Annotated in this window: 18 protein-coding genes and 1 pseudogene; 6 read left to right on the top strand and 13 right to left on the bottom strand. The window is 69.2% G+C overall.

Annotated elements, in window-relative coordinates; translation table 11 throughout:
• Positions 1–275: 275 nt before the first annotated feature.
• Positions 276–407 carry a hypothetical protein gene (locus tag PV350_RS19615; protein WP_500335111.1) on the bottom strand — a complete coding sequence of 44 codons (132 nt, stop codon included), beginning with the start codon at positions 405–407 and terminating at the stop codon, positions 276–278.
• A gap of 760 nt (positions 408–1,167) precedes the next feature.
• Between PV350_RS19615 and PV350_RS19610 the strand changes: the two genes are divergently transcribed.
• Positions 1,168–3,612, top strand: a complete 2,445-nt coding sequence (locus PV350_RS19610; RefSeq protein ID WP_500335109.1) for a SpoIIE family protein phosphatase — start codon at positions 1,168–1,170, stop codon at positions 3,610–3,612.
• 61 nt (positions 3,613–3,673) lie between these two features.
• Here the strand turns inward: PV350_RS19610 and PV350_RS19605 are convergent, their stop codons facing one another.
• Complete coding sequence (locus PV350_RS19605; RefSeq protein WP_500335107.1) at positions 3,674–4,042, bottom strand: hypothetical protein; 369 nt, start codon at positions 4,040–4,042, stop codon at positions 3,674–3,676.
• A 215-nt stretch (positions 4,043–4,257) separates the two neighbouring features.
• Positions 4,258–4,656: a VOC family protein gene (locus PV350_RS19600; protein WP_500335105.1), complete on the bottom strand. Its 399-nt coding sequence runs from the start codon at positions 4,654–4,656 to the stop codon at positions 4,258–4,260.
• 93 nt (positions 4,657–4,749) lie between these two features.
• Here PV350_RS19600 and PV350_RS19595 point away from each other — a divergent pair, with 93 nt between their 5' ends.
• Genes PV350_RS19595 through PV350_RS19585 form a run of 3 tightly spaced genes read left to right on the top strand, consistent with a single transcriptional unit; the run spans position 4,750 to position 6,453 of the window.
• Positions 4,750–5,742 carry a helix-turn-helix transcriptional regulator gene (locus tag PV350_RS19595; RefSeq protein ID WP_500335104.1) on the top strand — a complete coding sequence of 331 codons (993 nt, stop codon included), beginning with the start codon at positions 4,750–4,752 and terminating at the stop codon, positions 5,740–5,742.
• A 22-nt stretch (positions 5,743–5,764) separates the two neighbouring features.
• Positions 5,765–6,202: a hypothetical protein gene (locus PV350_RS19590; RefSeq protein ID WP_500335127.1), complete on the top strand. Its 438-nt coding sequence runs from the start codon at positions 5,765–5,767 to the stop codon at positions 6,200–6,202.
• A gap of 47 nt (positions 6,203–6,249) precedes the next feature.
• Positions 6,250–6,453: a hypothetical protein gene (locus PV350_RS19585; protein WP_499516517.1), complete on the top strand. Its 204-nt coding sequence runs from the start codon at positions 6,250–6,252 to the stop codon at positions 6,451–6,453.
• 639 nt (positions 6,454–7,092) lie between these two features.
• Here the strand turns inward: PV350_RS19585 and PV350_RS19580 are convergent.
• From PV350_RS19580 to PV350_RS19535, 10 genes and pseudogenes are all read right to left on the bottom strand, one after another.
• The gene (locus PV350_RS19580) at positions 7,093–8,247 is read right to left on the bottom strand and encodes an NAD(P)-binding domain-containing protein (RefSeq protein ID WP_499516519.1); all 1,155 of its coding nucleotides are present in this window, start codon (positions 8,245–8,247) and stop codon (positions 7,093–7,095) included.
• A 26-nt stretch (positions 8,248–8,273) separates the two neighbouring features.
• Entirely contained in the window at positions 8,274–9,047 is a 774-nt protein-coding gene (locus tag PV350_RS19575) for an enoyl-CoA hydratase-related protein (protein WP_500335101.1), read from the bottom strand.
• A gap of 618 nt (positions 9,048–9,665) precedes the next feature.
• Positions 9,666–10,565 carry a twin-arginine translocase subunit TatC gene (gene tatC / locus PV350_RS19570; RefSeq protein ID WP_499517056.1) on the bottom strand — a complete coding sequence of 300 codons (900 nt, stop codon included), beginning with the start codon at positions 10,563–10,565 and terminating at the stop codon, positions 9,666–9,668.
• Positions 10,566–10,883: 318 nt separating this feature from the next.
• On the bottom strand, positions 10,884–11,171 hold the full coding sequence (gene tatA / locus PV350_RS19565) for a Sec-independent protein translocase subunit TatA (RefSeq protein ID WP_500335124.1): 288 nt from the start codon (positions 11,169–11,171) through the stop codon (positions 10,884–10,886).
• A gap of 2 nt (positions 11,172–11,173) precedes the next feature.
• On the bottom strand, positions 11,174–11,971 hold the full coding sequence (locus PV350_RS19560; RefSeq protein WP_500335099.1) for a hypothetical protein: 798 nt from the start codon (positions 11,969–11,971) through the stop codon (positions 11,174–11,176).
• Between the two features lie 31 nt (positions 11,972–12,002).
• Positions 12,003–12,419, bottom strand: a complete 417-nt coding sequence (locus PV350_RS19555) for a hypothetical protein (protein ID WP_499516523.1) — start codon at positions 12,417–12,419, stop codon at positions 12,003–12,005.
• A gap of 229 nt (positions 12,420–12,648) precedes the next feature.
• The gene (locus PV350_RS19550; RefSeq protein WP_500335097.1) at positions 12,649–13,071 is read right to left on the bottom strand and encodes an ATP-binding protein; all 423 of its coding nucleotides are present in this window, start codon (positions 13,069–13,071) and stop codon (positions 12,649–12,651) included.
• A gap of 527 nt (positions 13,072–13,598) precedes the next feature.
• Positions 13,599–14,390, bottom strand: coding sequence for a zf-HC2 domain-containing protein (locus PV350_RS19545; protein ID WP_500335096.1), 792 nt, complete (start codon positions 14,388–14,390; stop codon positions 13,599–13,601).
• A 25-nt stretch (positions 14,391–14,415) separates the two neighbouring features.
• The gene (locus tag PV350_RS19540) at positions 14,416–14,784 is read right to left on the bottom strand and encodes a sigma-70 family RNA polymerase sigma factor (protein WP_499517077.1); all 369 of its coding nucleotides are present in this window, start codon (positions 14,782–14,784) and stop codon (positions 14,416–14,418) included.
• Between the two features lie 2 nt (positions 14,785–14,786).
• Positions 14,787–14,870, bottom strand: a pseudogene (locus PV350_RS19535) (sigma-70 family RNA polymerase sigma factor); the annotation flags it as partial.
• A gap of 938 nt (positions 14,871–15,808) precedes the next feature.
• On the opposite strand from PV350_RS19535, the gene PV350_RS19530 reads away from it, so the two are divergent.
• Together PV350_RS19530 and PV350_RS19525 are read left to right on the top strand one after the other, a co-directional pair.
• Positions 15,809–16,117, top strand: a complete 309-nt coding sequence (locus PV350_RS19530) for a plastocyanin/azurin family copper-binding protein (RefSeq protein ID WP_500335094.1) — start codon at positions 15,809–15,811, stop codon at positions 16,115–16,117.
• A partial coding sequence (locus PV350_RS19525; protein ID WP_500335092.1) for a metallophosphoesterase family protein occupies positions 16,114–17,044 on the top strand: 931 nt, incomplete at its 3' end. The genes PV350_RS19530 and PV350_RS19525, both read left to right, overlap by 4 nt.

Raw genomic sequence — 17,044 nt, 5'->3', positions numbered from 1 at the left:
GGAGCCGTCCGTCATCGTCCTTCCGCCCGTGGACGGCCGCGGGGTCACGATCAACGGGGTGGCTCCGGGTCGGCTGGAACCTGCTGATGCCCGCCCGCGCGGCGCGCAGCCCGTAACCCCCAGCATCCCGCCCGGTTACGTGGTGAGGGCCGGGCGGGCGCCCCACGCGGCCCCGCCGGCGCGTCCTCCCGTCTCGACGCGCTCGACTAGCTAGGGGGCATGGGCATGGTGGCTGGGCGGCCTCGCCCACCCTCCGCCCGAGCCGGCGAGGCCGCTCAGCGCACGACGCTGATCGCGTCCGGGTTCCACCAGTAGGCCTTCGCGGGACTGTACGAGTGGTGGCGGAACAAGGAGGTCACCAGCGACGACGACCCAGGCGCCTGGCTGGCCACGTGCACGATCATCACGAGGCGACTCCGTGGCATGGGTGCAGTGCCAGCGCAACACGGACCTAACAAACGCAGCTACGACCCCTACAACTTCCGCGCCAACCAGAACATCCTGCCCGCCACCTCCTGAGCGGCGGTTCCTCCCGGCCTGGTACGCGTGCAGGTGCAGGTGCAGGTGCAGGTGCGGCGTTGCCCGGACCAGGCCGACACGCTGTTCGAGGTGCATCCGGCAAGGCCGGCGGGGGCAAGACCGCCCGGGCCCTGGTCCAAGGATGTGCCGGAGGTCGCGCCCCCCGGCTGCCGGACACCGGCGGCGAAGGCTCATCGCCGACGCGGTCCCGCACCACGCTGCCGCAGCGCCGCGCCGGCCGCAGATCTGCGGCAAACCCGCAGTCGGGGCCTGGGAGCCGCTCGAAACCGGGGCTCGATCCTGCGGGTAAACACGGATCTGCGTGGCCAAGAAGTCGGGCACCCTGGCAGCGGGGCATCGACCTTCCAGATCTCGAGGCGATCCCGATGAGCACAGGAGTGGGCCTCGCGACCTGTCCGGCGGTGTCCGCATCCGGCAGGCGGGCCCGCCTGCCGGACACTGACCGCAGCGGGTGGATGCGTCCGGCTGAAGGCGCTGAGGACAGCACTGCCGTGCTACTGGATCACAGGGCAGAAGGTCCAGGCCGGTCCGAGTCCCGGACCGCTGTCGCCGAAGGGGAAGCCCAGCCGGCGCAGCCCGCGTCGACGGCTCGTTGAAGGCACATACCAGTCAGGAGACGTCTCTCCGATGACAACACACGAAGGACATGCTCCTCCCGCACCTCTCGAAGTCTCCGAGGTGGTCTGCACACCGATGGCCGTGATCGACGGGGAAGGCGCCGTGTTGTGGTGGACCCGGACAGCCCAACAGCTGATCGGCTATTCCCCGGCGCAGGCGATGGGGCGGCCAGCAGCGAGCATGCTGGCATCAGCCACGGACTGGACGACGGCATCCGCCCTTGCACGGCGTTCCCAGGCCCCGGATGTCTGGTCCGGCACTGTCAGGCTCCGCCACATCGACGGGCGCGCCCTCGAGGTGGGGCTGCGGCTCTCCCGGCTGTCCGGGGCGGACGGCGTCGTCCGGTGGCTCGTCTCGGCGACCCGGGCGGATGCCGTGCTCTCTTCGCCGGCCGGAGGTCTGAGGCCGTCCTCGCTCCTGGGTCGCGCACCGGTCGCCATCTGCATCCGCGATGCGGGGCTGCGTTGCACCTGGGTGAACGGCACCGCGGAACTCCTCGACGGAATTCCTGCCGCGACGCGGCTTGGCCGGCGTCTGTCGGACGTGCGGCCCAGCACCGAGTCCGAAGCGCTGGAGACGGCGATGCGGCAGGTCTTGCAGAGCGGGACCTCGGCCATCGACCTCGAGTATCCGGAATGGCTCTCGGCGGTCGGTGCGTACGGCCCTTTCGCGGCGTCGTACTTCCGCCTCGACGGCCCCGACGGCAGCCCGCCGGCCGTGTGCGCGATGTGGGTGAACAGCGCCGACAGGGACCGGGCCCGCGAACGCCTGGCGATCATAGGCGAGGCCGCCAGCCGTGTCGGCACGACCTTGGACGTCGCGCGGACGGGTCAGGAGCTGGCCGACATCGCGGTACCGCTCCTGGCGGACTTCGCGATCGTCGACCTGGCCGACTCGGTCCAACTCGGCCAGGACGCCCTGCTCTACCCGGCTCCGGTAGGTGGTCCGACCCCCGTCTTCCGCCGCGCGGGCCTGGCGTCCGTCAACCCGGGGGCCCCGGAGGCCATCTGGACGCCCGGGGAGGAGATCTCCGTCCCACCGACCTCGACCTACGCCCGCGTCCTGTCCACGGGAACACCGTCCAGGGCGATCCTGCGGTCTCTGCCCGACGGCCGTCCCCACCGGGGGACGGCTTGGGACGAGAAGATCCACGAGTACGGGATCCACGCCTTCATGGTCGTGCCGATCCATGCACGGGGCGAGGCGTTGGGCGTGGCGGCCTTCGCCCGTTCGAGAAACCCGGTGCCGTTCGAGGACGGCGATCTGCTCCTCGCGGAGGAGATCGTGGCGCAGGCTGCGGTCAGCCTGAAGAACGCCAACCGATATACGCGCGAACGCGCCATCGCACTGGCCCTCCAACGCAACCTGCTTCCACAACGCCTGACGGGCGGATCCGCCGTCGACGTGGCTTCGCGCTACTTGCCGGCCGACATCGACGCGGGGGTCGGCGGGGACTGGTTCGACGTGATTCCGCTGTCCGGGGCTCGGGTGGCACTGGTCGTGGGCGACGTGGTCGGGCACGGCATCGAGGCAGCCGCGACGATGGGCCGGCTGCGCACGGCCGTACGGGCCCTCGCCGACCTGGACTTGCCCCCCGACGATCTGCTCACCCACCTCGACGATTTGATCATCCGTCTCACCCGGGAGGACGGCGTCCAGGAACTGGCGACTCAAGTCCTGTGGGCCACCTGCCTGTACGTCATCTACGACCCGGTGACGAGACGATGCACCATGGCACGCGCCGGCCACCCACCGCCCGCGGTCATACACCCGCACGGCCGTGTCACCTTCCCCGATCTCCCGCCCGGAACTCCCCTCGGCGTGGGTCTGTCCGCATTCGAAGCCATCGAGATCGAAGTGCCGGAAGGCAGCGTGCTCGCCCTGTACACGGACGGCCTGATCGAATCACGGACTCAGGACGTCGACGCCGGGACCGACCGTCTTCGGGCCGTCCTGGCACAGCACGGCCTCCCGCTGGACGAGCAGTGCTCCGCCGTCGTCGACGCCCTGTCAACGCACCCGCCGGCCGACGACGTCACTCTGCTCATGGCCCGAACCCACGTACTCGGGCCGTGTCAGGTCGCCTCCTGGGACCTGCCTCCCGACCCGGCTGCCGTCGGCAGGGCCCGGTCCGTGTCGGCGCGCCAGTTGGCGACCTGGGGACTGGAACGTCTGGCGGCATCCACGGAACTCATCGTCAGTGAACTCGTCACCAACGCCATACGACATGGCGAGGGGCCGATCAGCCTCCGCCTCATTCGCGACGAATTCGTGACCTGCGAAGTCTCCGATACCAGCAACAGCCTTCCGCGCCTGCGCCACGCCCGCATCACCGACGAGAACGGCCGCGGTCTGCTCCTGGTCAACCGGCTCTCACATCGACGCGGAATCCGCTACGCGACGGGCGAGGGGAAGATCGTCTGGGCCGAACAGGAATTGACACCCGGCATCTGACATACGCCCCGAGAAGGCGTCGTCCCGTGAGCTGCCGAACTCCGACATCAGGATCTGCGGCTCAGGCCATGGCGGCCTTCGCGGAATTGCACAGCACGCCGCGGTTGACGCGATCGGGATAGCGACTGACCATCGCCTCGTACAGCGCGTTGACGTCCTTGGCTTCCTTCCGCGCGGCTGAAAAGTCCATGATGTAGCGGCGGGTGCGCGCGATGTCCTCGGGGCTGTCGGGATCCCCGTCCCGCTTGTACCCCGACACGACCGAGGTCGGGTCGAGCTGTTCGATGGTGTCCAGGGCCTTCAGCCAGCTCTCCCGCCCGGCGCCCTGGGACTCGGCCAGGTACATGGCGAGCTGGTCCCTCATTGCGGTCTCCGGGGCGACCCGGCCGGAAACCGTGCGGAAATCGGCGGCGGCCGCGACGATCACCATGAGACCCGAACGCCTTGAAGAACTGGACAAAAGCATGGATCGCTGAGATCGCCGCGAGCCCTGGTCAGCCCGGCTCCTGATGCCACGGTCCGCTGTGGTCCGGCTCAGCGAAGGTCTCGGGGTGGGTGTGTGATCGGACGTCCGGCGTCAATCCGCAGGCACGAGCGCAGTCATCCTTTCGGGGCTCAGCGGCGCGTGCGCGGCTGTGCCTGGCATCAACGTGCGAACTTCTCGATGGCCGCTGGGGTGACGGGGGTGAAGAAGTTGACGAGGTTGCCGTCGGGGTCGCGGAACAGCAGTGACCGGTTGCCCCAGGGCATCGTGGTGGGCCCGCCGACGAAGTCGGTGACGAAGTCGGTCAGGTTCTGGTGAACGCGGTCCACGTCGTCGACGAGGAACTCGGTGATCACGCTGTGGTTGTCCGCCGGTCGGGCAGAGCCGGGGGCGAACAGCGGGACGGTGCGGGTGCCGGCGATCGCGAGAGTGGCGCCCGCGGTCTCGAGCTCGGCGAAGTCCGCGGTGGCCCACGTCGCCCGCGCCCCTGTGGCTCGCTCGTAGAACTCGACGAGGCGGGCCACGTCGCTGGTGATGATGCGGATGGAGACGAAATCCACGGGATCTCCTTGGCTGTGCTGAAGGGCGTGCACTGCGCAGGCTAGGAGAAATAGTGGACAGAATCGGTCCTGTATAGACCTTAAACTGTGAGTATGTCTCGCCCCACCGGCCGCGTGCTGACACTCCTGGAGCTGCTGCAGTCGGGCGGCACCCGGACGATGGCCGAACTCGCCGACCGGCTCGGCGTCGAAGGGCGCACTGTGCGGCGATACGTGGACCAGCTGATCGACCTGGACGTGCCCGTGGAATCGGTGCGCGGCCGCTACGGCGGGTACCGGCTCGCCCCGGGGTACCGCTTGCCTCCGCTCATGCTCAGCGAAGACGAGGCGCTGGCCGTACTGCTCGGCCTGGTCGCCGGGCGCCGCGCAGGGCTGACCACGACGGAGCGTACGGCGAACGAGACGGCATCGGCGAAGATCCGGCGGGTGCTGCCCAAGCACGTCGCCCGTCGGCTCGACGCCCTCCTGGAGGCTCTCGCCTTCACGGATCAGCCGGGCGAGTTCGCCACTCCGGACGCTGCGGTGCTGCTCGCCATCGCCGACGCGGTGCGCCACCGCCGACCGCTGTCGATCCGCTACGCCGACCGCGACGGACGGCGCAGCGAACGCACGCTGCACGCGTACGGGATCGTCGCCCATTCGGGCCGGTGGTACGTCACGGGCGTGGATGCCCGGATCGGCGAGGACCGGACCTTCCGGCTCGACCGCATCGCAGACGTGCGGACCCTGCCCGGCTCTTTCGAAGCGCCCGTGGGTCCCGATCCGGCGCAGCGCGTGTTGGCAGGGTTCGCCACGGCCGAGTACCAGCATGAGGTGACCTTGCGGATCCACGGGACAGTTGATCAGATCCGTGCTCACCTTCCCGCCGGCATCGCGAGCCTGGAGGGGCACCCCGAGCCTGCGGCAGCCCAGGACATGGAGACCGAGCGCTGGCTGCGCGTCGAACTACGGGCGGAGCGGCTCGACTGGTTGCCCCGGGTGCTCGCAACCCTCGACCGGCCGTTCGTCGTCGAGCGCCCCCATGAACTGCGCGACCTTGTCATCGCGTTCGCCGATCGCCTCGCTTCCCACGCCCGACGAGTCTGACGGAGGGCGAGGAACCCACATCATGGGATGGCGCAGCCAGCACGTCGCGCGGGCCGGTGCAGATGACGGTGACGGGGGGATGGGTCAGCTGGGTGGGGGAGCGGTGTTCGCTGTCGTGCCGCTGGTCGTCGCAGCCGTGTTCACCTTTCTGCCCGCCGATCAAGCCGTACGGGTCGGTGTCGGTGGTGATGGTCTCGCCGGCCCCGTGGCCGAGACCAGCCTCGCCCGCGCACCGCCCGCCGTGACTGGCGCCCGCGCCGGGAAATCCCACCCATCGGCGGATCCGCGCCTGTGCATCGAGCTGGTGCTCTCGAAGCTGCGCTTCCGGCGCGCCTGCTCCTTCTGCCAGCACGGCCGATGCCTCACCTACTGCCGCTTGGCCTGGGCCGCCGTTGCTGGGGCTGCTGGAACGGTGGCGGGCCCATGGCGGGGTGTGGGATCGGGAACCGACAGCTCGTGAGGTGCGTCCGCCAAGTGACGGGTCGGCGGGGCCCTCTGTTTGCGGAGATGGAGAACATGTTCGTTGTGGTGATGCTCGGCGTGCTGGCGCTCGTCGTCGGCGGGTGCGTCTGCGTGGTGTGGGCGGAGCGCGGCGGACCCCGCTGGGTCCGTGTCGTTGCGACCGTGACGCTTGCTGCGGGGGAGTTGCTTCGTCAATCGGACAGGAGCCGGCGCCGGAGCTTGAGCCGGACGGGCGGCGACGGCGACTAGGAACCCGGGCGCGATGGCACCCGGCGCCGCGAGCGCCGCTCGCCGCCGGCGGAGGCGGCGTTGTGACGGCAGGTGCGCCCGGAGCGCCTTGATGTCACCAAGCCAGGCGGCGAGTTGTGCTGCGCGGGTCGCTGAGCCGCGTGGAGTCCATCACCTGGTGCTCCCATTGCCTGGCCTCCGCCTGGTCCACTTATGGACGGTCCAAGGCCGGCGAACCGATCCGCGCTGGGGGCGGCCGCTTACGCCGGTGGACTCGGCGTGTCATCCCGCGACGAGGTTGACGCGGTCGCTGCCGCTGCGCTCGCCGCGGGCGGCTCTGAGGCGGATGGCGCCGAGGACCACGGCTTCCTTTTACTCGCGTAGCTTCGTCGACCTCGACGGCCACCCCTGGCAAGCCATGTGGATGGACCCGGCGGCGGCACAGCGGGGCCTTGAGGAGTTCGCGGCTCCCACGTAAGACCCAACGCCCCCAACTGACCCGTCACCAACGCGTTCCGCGGTTCTGCGGTCGTCGGCCAGCCGTGGGCCCACAGTCGGCGACGGTCGCAGCGAAACGCCGACGCGGCACCGGCTCGCACATATGCGTGTTCGAGATGGACCCAGGCCCGTGTGAACTTCGATGCAGACTGGAGCGCCACTTCAGCCCGTACGTGCCAGCATGTCGCGCATGATCAGGGCGGCGGATGCCGGAGCGGCCTTGACGAAACCGAAGAACGGCCCGAAATCCTGCGCCGCGGAGAAGCCGGTGAGATACAGCCCAGGAACGGTGCTCTGGAGGGCTTCGTCCAGCACTGGAGAGCCATTTCGCATCTTGATGCGTTCCACCAGGTCCGCCAGGAACGGGACGCGGGCCAGTTCGGCCGCGTATCCAGTGGCGAAGATCACCTGATCCACGGTCAGGGACTGAGTGTTCGACATCGTGATCCGCACCGGCCCGCCGTCCACTGTCGGCTCCGCCAGGACCACTGCGGTCTCCGGCCAGATCCGGACGTCGGCCGCATCGAGCCGCGCCGGCAGCCACGGCTCCAGCGTGCCGCGGCCGGCCTCCCAACATCGCGCCAGGATTGCTTCCCGTACGGGAACCGGCAAGCGGCGCCACCATCCGGAACCCCGCATCGTGGCCTCGAGGTAGTCGTCAAAGAACGTCCAACTCACCGACGCGAAACGGGGCATGGGATGGCGGTGCACCACATCGACGCGAGCCGCCCCGTGTTCACCGATCAGAGCCGCCCACTCATACGCACTCTGTCGGCCTCCGACGATGAGCACACGCTGCCCGGACAGGGCAGCGAAGCGGACCAGGTCACAGCTGTGGGACGCGCGGCCGGACGGGATCGAGCCGCCCCAATCGGGTAGTCGGGTGAAATAGCTGATACCCGGCGCGGCGACCACGACATCGGCGCGTATCCGCTCGCCGCTGTCGAGCTCTGCGTGAAACGTGCCGTCCCGGTGGGTGAGGCGCGTGACCAGGTCCTGCCTCAGGGTGATGCCTTTGGCCCGGCGGAACCAGTCGGCATACTCACGAAAGAGCTCCACGGGAATCGGATCAACCTCTTTGGGCGAGAGGGCCCGTTCCCGCAGATACGCCTCCAGGGTGTAGACGCCGGTGGCGTCCAGATGCCAGTCGATGCCCGAACGCAGCAGCATTCCCTGCGGCATGTGCTCGGACCAGAACCCCATCGGCCGTCCGACCACGACGGCATCCACGCCTCGGTCACCGGCGAGCGCGGCCGCCGACAGCGCAAACGGCCCCCCGCCGATGATGAGCATCGGCACCGACGTGGAATCCTGCATCGGCGTCTCAGGGCTCCGTTCATTCGTCACTCGGGCCACACCGGCGGCCTCTTCTCCAGGAAGGATGCAATGCCTTCGCGAGCTGCCGGGGTCTGAGAGGCATCAGCCATGACCTCGCAAGCGATCTCATAAGCGTCGGATTCGGGACGGTCCAGCTGTGCGTAGAGGGTTCGCTTCCCCAGCGCCTTGCTGGCCGCGCTGCCACGACTGGCCCGGGCGAGGAGTTCCTCGACCGCCTCGTCCAGTTCGCCGTCGGGGACCACTCGATTGACCAGTCCCCACTCCAGGGCGGTACGGGAACCGATCACCTCGCCGGTGAGAGCCATCTCCATGAGTCGCTTGCGTCCGATGGAGCGGGCCACCGGCACGGCAGGCGTGTGGCAGAACCAACCCCCCTTGCCGCCGGGAAGTGCAAATCCGGCAGACTCACCCGCCACCGCCAGGTCACACGATGCCACGAGCTGACAACCTGCGGCCGTGGCCAAACCATGCACTCTGGCCACCACCACTTGCGGTGCGGACTGAAGAAGCCGCATGACGTCCGTACACAGATGCAGCAGCTCCCGAATGCCCTTGGCGTCCTGTGCGAGCACGTCGGAGAAGTCATGCCCGGCACTGAAAACCGGTCCATTCGCCGCCAGAACAACCCCTACGGCCGACGAGCCCGCCACCTCGGTCAGTGCCTTCTGCAACTCGCGAAGCAGCTCCCAGCTCAAGGCATTTCGGCGTTCAGGCCGATTCAGGGTGATCCAGGCGGAATCCCCTTGACTGGCCATGACGAGATTCTCATATGCGGCCACAAGAGAATTTTATCGTAGATTCTGGCGATCTATCCCGAATGGGCGAGGCGTGGCCGAGTCGGCGTCGGGACGGCGCCACATCGCGGACTCCGTCCACATGGGAGTTCCCCCTCCGGGCTGGACAGCCTGATACTGAGACGGAAGGTGGTTGCGTCCTTGGAAGGGGTGAACGGGGTCCCACCTGATCCGGGTGTTTGCCCCGGCACCGGGTGGCGGGCGTCCGAGGCGGCGCGACGCGAGAGCGCCTCACCCATTCCGGCCGTACCGCCGGTCACGACGATCACCTTCGACTGCAGCCCTGACATGCTTCCCAGTTTCCTTACCGATCATTACGGAATGACCCTCCGTCGCGCCCAGAAGGTGAGGCCACTCGCGGCGCGCGGAGGGTGTGATCGAGCCCAACATTGGGAATGACCGATCGTTCCAGATTGGATGAGATGCACCGTGCCTGCGCGGGGGTGAAGGGGTGCAGGGCGGGGCGCGTCAATCCAGGGAGCACCGTCAGCTGTACCCGGTGATCATGCTGCGCGTAGACGCCCGTCGGCGCGCCGGCCTGTCATTGGCATTGCCTTCACGGGCCACCGCGCCAGTCCTCGGGGCTGCTGAAGGCCCCTCAGGTCACGTCGTCTCACCGTCGAAGCGGTCGTCGGTGTCCGGCTGCGCAGGCAGGGCCTGGCTGGCGGAAACTGGTTCCACCTCGCCGATGTCCTGAGGTGTGAGGTCGAGGTCGGAGATCTCGTGGTCGCCGGGTTCTGCTTCCTGTTTTCGGGCCTTGCGCCGGTCGTTGAGAAGGGAAAAGACAACGGCGGCGAAATAGAGCACCCAGATCGGCGCGGCCAGCGCCAGCATGGTCAGCGGGTCCGTGCTCGGCGTCGCCACAGCCGAAAAGGCCGTGATTCCCATGATCATGCCGCGCCACCAGCCGATTATCCGCCGTCCGGACAGCACTCCGGTGAGGTTCAGCATCACTAGCAGCAGTGGCATCTCGAAGGAGAGGCCGAAGACGACGACCATGCGGGTGACGAGGTCGAGCAGATCGTCCAGCGGCAGCAGGTTGTCGACCCCGTGCGGGGTGAAGCCGATCAATACCTTCGCGGTCGTGGGCAGCACCTTGTAGGCGAAGAAGGCGCCGCCGCAGAACAGCGGGACGCCCGCGCAGACGAATGCATAGGCGTATTTCCGTTCGTGCTTGTGCAGGCCGGGGGCAACGAACGCCCACAGTTGGTACAGCCATACCGGCGAGGCCAGTACGACGCCGGCCATGAGGGACACTTTCAGCGTCAGGGTGAAGGGCGCGAGCAGACCATTGATCGTGATCCGCGCGCAGGTGGTGTTTGCGGTCCGCTTGGCCAGATCGGCGAAGGACGTCGGGCAGCCGACCGAGTCCAGTACCGGCCTGGTGGAGAAGTTCACGATGCCCTTGTAGTGGAAGGCCGCGGCGATCGTGACGACCAGGATGGCAAGGAGGGCCTTGACGAGCCGGTTACGGATCTCACGAAGGTGCTTCGCGAGCGGCATCCGCCGCTCGGGATCCTCTTCTTTGTTGCGGGCCGATTGGGGCACGCCACGTCCTCATCTCGTGCGGCGGAGCCGGAGATTGCCGGCCCTGCGTCAGTACGGTTCGCCGTGGCGCCGGTTGCGGCCGGTGGCGCGTCCGGGAGGCGGTTGTCCGGGTCGGCACCACTTACCGTGGTCGCTGCTTCGGCCCGGGCGCCGGGCGAAACCGCGGACAGTGATGCGGGCGGCCCGGCAGTGCGAGAGGTGAGCGGACCGGCAGGTCTTCGGGCAGCGTCTCGTGCGGGGATGTGCCGAGGGCGCGCACGACCGGGCTCAGTCTCAGCGGCTGGTCGTGCTGTCCGCTGGCGCGGTGCGGGCGGTGGCGGTGTCTTCGGGAGCGTCCGGGATCGTTCCCGTTCCCGTTCCCGGTGCAGGTTCAGGCTCGGGCTCGGGGCGTGGCTCGTTTGAGGCGTCGTCGTCGTTCATGGCCTTGGTCTCGCTCTTGAGAATCCGCATGGACTTGCCGAGCGCCCGGGCTGTGTCGGGTAGCTTCTTCGAGCCGAAGATCAAAACCAGCACCGCGACCAGGATCAGCAGGTGCCAGGGTTCCAGCGCGTTGCGGAACATCGTCACACCGCCCCTTCGAACGTGTCGGCCTTCGTGCCTGTCTCGGCGATCCGTGCCGCTTGTTCGTGCGAGGCGGTGGTGGGGACGGGGGCGTCCGCGGCGCATCGTGTCGTGCTGCCCCGAGCATGGCCCCGGCGCTCTGCGGGCGCGCGCAGGGCCTCGGCCGCTGCCCGAGGAAGCGTCAGGCACGGTTGCCCGTTCGCCAATGGGGCGAGGATTTCCCCTTCCGGCTCTGCATCGACGGATGGCTGGCACTCGTCGTCGCAGAAGGCGATCCGCAGGAGGTGGCCGGGCAGTCCGGCGTCCGTGCCCGCGCCCGCGGTCTCGTGCGCGGGCGCCGGGGAGGAGGCTTCCCGGTGCACTGGGCACGGTGGTGTCACCGGTGTCCGCCGCCCGTGCCATCGGGAGATTCCCACGGCGTCGTCCAGCCAGGCCTTGCGGGCGAATTCGTCGCCCGTCGCCGCCGCAACCGCAGGGAGCCGGACCGCAGGCGGGCTTGTGGCCAGGCACACTTCGCCGCCTGTGACCTGCATGGCCACCTGCGCCGGCTGCCCAGCCAGCGGAGTGTGCGGGGGCGTTTGGGCCGGATGGAGCCCCAGCTGCCGCCCCTGGGAACACCTGCGTTCGGGCACCTGGAACAGCCGGTGCGTCTTCGCATTCGGCCACGGTGCGTTCATCGGCTTTGACTGGCGTGACCGTTCCTGTTGCCGGCTGGCGCGATCTTCACGCCTGGCGGTCGGGCGTGGGAGTCGGCCGGCTGTTGCGGGGGCGTGCCGGGTGTTGATGTCCTTGGCGGTCATGTGTCCTTCTTCTGGTCGGGTCGGTGTCGGTTCAGGTTCCGGGGCGCCCGGCGGCCGTCCAGGCGGCGTACTCCTGGCGGACGTAGAAGCGGCGGCTGGGAGCGGGCGTGGTCGCGTCGGGGTGGTGCGGGCCGGCCACGAGGTGGGGATGGCGGCAGTCGTGCAGGAGGAGTTGTTCGGCGGTTTCTGCGGCTGCTGCGAGGGGGCCGGGGCGGGGGTCGTTCAGGGCCATGCGGTCCATGAGGGCGGCCCGGCGTAGCAGCCGGGCCCGTTCGGCGGCTGTCGCGTCGAGCGGGGGGCGGGTGACGGTCGGTGCTTGGCGGCCGTCGCGTTCGGCGTCGAGAGCGAGTATTTGGTGCATCTCGCGGTGCAGATCGGGTGCGTTGGTGTACGCCTCGCGGGCAGGCGGGGCGCCGATGTCCTCATGGCTGTTCGGGGTGAGGTCCACGGTCACCACTCCGCCGGTACGCAAGGGCCGACGCCGCAGCGTCGACACAGCACCCTGTCGTGGTCGGGGCCGCCGCGATCGAGGGCCGGTGGATGCGCCGCGGACCGCAGGGGAACCTGGGCCGGCCCTGGGCAACCGTCGATGGGGCAGGGCCCCTGGGTCGCGGAGGCCCACGCGCGGGGTCGTCGGGTGACGCGGCGCCGCAGCTCGCGCGGAATGCCCGGGCCGGTCATGCCGGACACCTCAGGCAGGCGCGGACCTCGCGGCCGTCGTGCGTCTGGTGGATCTCGGTCGACTGGGCGAGGTCTTGGACGATGCCGGTGCCGCGGCCGTGTTCGTCGGGGGCGATGTCGCGAGGAGGGCGCTCCACGGTCATGCCGGAGTCGGTGACGACGATGTGAAGAGTTCCGTGGTCGAGGACGAGCACCAGGGTCATGCGTTCGCGGCCGTACTGGGCGGCGTTGGTGGTGAGTTCGTCGACGATGAGAACGGCGGAGTCCCGCTCGCTTGTGGGCACGCTCCAGGTCTCGAGTAGATCGGCCGCGAAGTGACGAGCGGCGGAGACGTGCGCCTCCTGCGCGGGCAGGGTGAGCAACGCCTGGTGGCGGCAGGGTTGGTCGAGCAGCGAACTCGGGCGGGGCGAATCGGTCACAAACATGGTCGTCTGGCTTTTCTGTGGATGTGCGGAGCGTGGAATGGGGGAGAGCGCCAGCAACGTCGGGGCGGTTGGTGGGCCGGTCCTGATGGGCGCGGTTATTCAGTTCCACGGATGGCACATGCCCGTCGGTTCGGGCTATTCGTGCCTTTTGTGTAATTTCTTGTGGGTCACGTCAGTACGGCGACCTGGCTGGACCCACGCGCATGTGTCGGAGCTCGATCGATGCCGTACCCGGCCGGGCAGGACAAGCTGGGTCCCCTCGCGCGATCGTCGGCTCACTCACGGATCAAGCCGACCCAGGACCAGGCCGGTTCGCGGGAGCCGAGGGGAGGGTGCGAGGGGACCGGGAGGTGCTGGCCCGGGGTGGCCGGCCCGCCACTGCCCAAGCCGTGTGGCGGAAGCGGACCGCAGCCGGCCGGCGACGGGGCCGCTGAGCTGCGCCGGTGCCGGCACAGTCTTTGCAATGACAGGTGGTGGGGGCGGAGCAGGAGCGCGGCGTGATGGCGGCGGTTGTCAATGCCTCATGATCGGATGGTGACCAGTTTCTGGCCGTTGCCTGTGAGCATCTCGAAGTGCTCGATGGCTCCCGGGGACATGGCAACCGCCCCTGTGATCGTGGTGCCGGGAGGGTACTGGCCCGCCCGCCAGGTGGCGCCGTCCGTCCTGGCGCCGCCGGGCCCCACCGCCTGCAGCCGGCAGGTGATTCCGGCGGGCGCGCCCTTGGCGGAGACCTCAAGGACACTGCCCCAGGCGGAGGGGTAGACCTTCACCGTGGCCGAGACACCGGTGGTGGGATCGCTTCCGGAGAAGGTGCGCCAGGCAGCCGGTGCGGTCGCCCCGGGTGGCTTCGCCTGGCTGCTCGGGGATCCGGTAGCCGCCAGCCATGTGCCGCCGGCCGCTGCCGCGATGAACGTCAGGGAGGCGGCGGCGCCGGCCAGTTGCAGACGCCAGGTCCTGCGGCGCCGGGCTGCAGCCTGGTCGAGCAGCCTGTCCAGGGCGCCCGCCTGTGGTGCCGGCGTCGCCGGCGCCACGGGCCGTGCGGGCGAAGGGCCCTGCGTGCTTTTGGCTGCCCGTGCCACCAGCCGGTCGGCCGGCTCCCCGTGCGCCGCCGGCGCTCTCCGGCCCGCGGCTTCGGCCTCGGTCGCGCTGACCGCCGCGAGCAGCGGGGGCAGTCCCGACAGCCGGATGTGTTCGGCCCGGCACTCGTCGCATTCCGTGAGGTGGACGCGCACCTGTTCGGTTTCTGCCGGGGGCAGTGTGCTCAGGACGTATCCGCCCAGCGCCAGCCGGAGGGCGTAGTGCTGCGCACTCATGGTCGCCACCTCCTGCACGCCGCGGTCATGGCTCGATCCCCCGCGCCTTAAGCGCCGGTCGTAGGGCGTGCAAGGTGGGGTACGTCCGCGGCTTCACGGTGTCCGGCGCGATGCCCGGCACTCGTGCGGCCGGCGCCATGGTCCGGCCCCGGTAGTGGGTCTCCGGCAGCACCGCGCGGTGGTGCGGGGACAGCGTCCGCACGGCGTCGGCAGCCACCCGGTTCTGCGGTGCCTGCTCGGTCTTGTCCTTGCCCGGTGCAGTTTCGGCGGCTCGCTCCAGTACGTCGCCGTGGGCCTTGGCAGGCCTGGCCTGCCGGGCCCGGTGCGCGTCGATGACCGATGCCGGGCGACGGTGCGCAGCCATGCCGGGGCCGGGCCGCGTGCCGGATCGCATGCGGCGGGACGCTGCCACGCCCGGAGCAGCGTCTCCTGCACCACGTCCTTGGCCCATTGTCGATCTCCTGAGGTCGCTCGCAGCACGTAGTGGAACAGGGGTCCTGCGTGCTCCGCGTACACAGTGCGCAGCGGTTCCTCATCCGCGGCCGAAAGAGTCCCTTTACCCAAGACACGGCGTGCGGAGCGATCCGGATCGGTCTTCAGGTCACGTTTTCGGAACTCCGCGACATAAGCCGATCACCGCGCACATGCACGGCTTTTTTCTGTAACGCACAGAGACGCATAGGCAGCTCTCGGTGATGGTCCCGGGAGGTGCGCCGGCGGCTGGTCCCACGACATCACCGGGACCATGCGTGCACAGCGCCCGGGCAGGCCGACCGATCTGCGGCGATGCCAAAAAACCTCACAAAAGTGCAGAAATGTCGAACCGTATGGCCCTCGCCGTCCGTGGAGCCGGGCAGAAGCCGGCTTCCACGCAGTTCCTCATCGATGCCCCACGTGCCAAAGGACGGATCGCAGGCGACCGGGACACACCACGCGACGCATCTGTTCCCGGCGCCGGCCACGCTCGCCGTGCTCTGGCACATCGAAGCCGGCGCCACCGCGCGGCCTCGGCCCGTACCCGGCGCACGCCACGGCGACGGCGCTGCGCGGCGCCGGACGCGTGCAGCGACCTCGACAGGCCGTGAACACGGCGTCCACCACACATCCCTGCGGTTGCCTGTGCCCTGCCGTCGCAGCCCCCGTCTCCCTCTGACCAGTCAGGAACCAACACCATGCATCTGAACTTCCGCACACCGGGCCGGCGATCACGCGTTGCGGCCGGGCTGGCCGTTGCCACCGTCGCCACCGTCGGCGCGCTGGGGCTCCTCAGCTCATGCGCTCAGTCGCCGCATTCCTCGCCCTCCGGAGCCGGCGCTGTCACACCCGGTCCGGGCCAGCACCAAACGGCCGGGATGCCCGGTGCCACAGGGCCGGGGAAGGCGGCGGGCACCCCTCCAGGCGCCTCGCCGATGCCCGGCATGAGCATGCCCACGAGTCACTCGCGTGCGGGCGCGCCGGCCGCGCCGGTGACCGGGAACGCCGTTGCGATCAAGAACTTCGCCTTCTCCCCGGCCACGTTGAAGGTGAAGGTGGGGACGACGGTGACCTGGACCAACCAGGACACCGACGACCACACCGTCACCAGCGCCGCAACGGGCGGCCCGTTGCAGTCCGCCGCCCTGGCCACCCACGCCACCTACAGCTACACGTTCACCAAACCCGGCACCTACGCCTACCTCTGCACCATCCATCCGTTCATGACCGCAACCGTGGAGGTGACCCGATGACCGACTACTACGACAGCCACGACGCAGCGCCGGACCACGACGCCGGCCGGTCCGATACCGAACACGGTATGACACGTCGCCAGCTCATCCGCCACGCAGGGTGGTTCGGCGGCGCGGTGGTACTGACCGTGGCCGGTGGAGAGGTGATCAGTCACGTTGCCGACGCCCGGGACACCAACGCCGACGCCCAGGGCACCAGCGCCAACGCCCGGGGCACCAGCGCCAACGCCGGGGCCAGTGCCGCCGCCGCGGGAAGCGGCGCGCTGCGGTTCGTGCAGGTCTCCGACAGCCATATCGGGTTCCAGGGTCCTGCGAACATGGACGTGGCCGGATCGTTCACCGAAGCGATCAACCAGGTCAACTCGCTTGGCTTCAGGCCCGACTTCGTCATGCACAGTGGCGATCTGACCCACCTGTCCACGACCGGGCAGTTCGACCAGGTCAAGCAGATGATGGCAGCAATGAAGACAGACCGTGTCTTCACCGTACCGGGCGAGCACGACTCCATCGGCGATGCGGGCCGCGCCTACCGGCGGACCTTCGGCACGGGCACGCTCGGCGACGGCTGGTACAGCTTCGACACCCACGGCGTGCACTTCATCGCCCTGGTCAACACCCTGAGCCTGGAGAAGCTCGGCCACCTCGGCAACGAGCAGATCGACTTCGTCCGCAAGGACGTCGCCGGACTGCCGTCGGACACCCCGATCGTGGTCTTCAGCCACATCCCGCTGTTCGCGATGTACCCGCAGTGGGGGTGGAGCACCGACGACGCCCTCAAGGTCATCGCCCTCCTGCGCCGCTTTTCCTCCGTCACCTGTCTCAACGGGCACGTCCACCAGCTGTTCACCAAGACAGAGGGCAACATCACCTTCCACTCCGCCACCACCACCGCCTACCCCCTGCCCAAGCCGGGCCGTGCCCCCGCGC

Source organism: Streptomyces sp. PA03-6a (assembly GCF_033792765.1).
Lineage (GTDB): Bacteria > Actinomycetota > Actinomycetes > Streptomycetales > Streptomycetaceae > Actinacidiphila.
Note: the sequence above shows the minus strand (reverse complement) of the source record. Positions and strands in the feature narration are given on the sequence as shown.

What these genes read in the sequence shown, in the direction of transcription:
- PV350_RS19610 (WP_500335109.1), top strand. Translation starts at nt 1,168, where the DNA reads ATGACAACACACGAAGGACATGCTCCTCCCGCACCTCTCGAAGTCTCC.
- PV350_RS19605 (WP_500335107.1), bottom strand. Translation starts at nt 4,042, where the DNA reads ATGGTGATCGTCGCGGCCGCCGCCGATTTCCGCACGGTTTCCGGCCGG.
- PV350_RS19595 (WP_500335104.1), top strand. Translation starts at nt 4,750, where the DNA reads ATGTCTCGCCCCACCGGCCGCGTGCTGACACTCCTGGAGCTGCTGCAG.
- PV350_RS19590 (WP_500335127.1), top strand. Translation starts at nt 5,765, where the DNA reads ATGGGATGGCGCAGCCAGCACGTCGCGCGGGCCGGTGCAGATGACGGT.
- PV350_RS19585 (WP_499516517.1), top strand. Translation starts at nt 6,250, where the DNA reads ATGGAGAACATGTTCGTTGTGGTGATGCTCGGCGTGCTGGCGCTCGTC.
- PV350_RS19580 (WP_499516519.1), bottom strand. Translation starts at nt 8,247, where the DNA reads ATGCAGGATTCCACGTCGGTGCCGATGCTCATCATCGGCGGGGGGCCG.
- tatC (WP_499517056.1), bottom strand. Translation starts at nt 10,565, where the DNA reads ATGCCGCTCGCGAAGCACCTTCGTGAGATCCGTAACCGGCTCGTCAAG.
- tatA (WP_500335124.1), bottom strand. Translation starts at nt 11,171, where the DNA reads ATGTTCCGCAACGCGCTGGAACCCTGGCACCTGCTGATCCTGGTCGCG.
- PV350_RS19560 (WP_500335099.1), bottom strand. Translation starts at nt 11,971, where the DNA reads ATGACCGCCAAGGACATCAACACCCGGCACGCCCCCGCAACAGCCGGC.
- PV350_RS19545 (WP_500335096.1), bottom strand. Translation starts at nt 14,390, where the DNA reads ATGAGTGCGCAGCACTACGCCCTCCGGCTGGCGCTGGGCGGATACGTC.
- PV350_RS19540 (WP_499517077.1), bottom strand. Translation starts at nt 14,784, where the DNA reads ATGCGATCCGGCACGCGGCCCGGCCCCGGCATGGCTGCGCACCGTCGC.
- PV350_RS19530 (WP_500335094.1), top strand. Translation starts at nt 15,809, where the DNA reads ATGAGCATGCCCACGAGTCACTCGCGTGCGGGCGCGCCGGCCGCGCCG.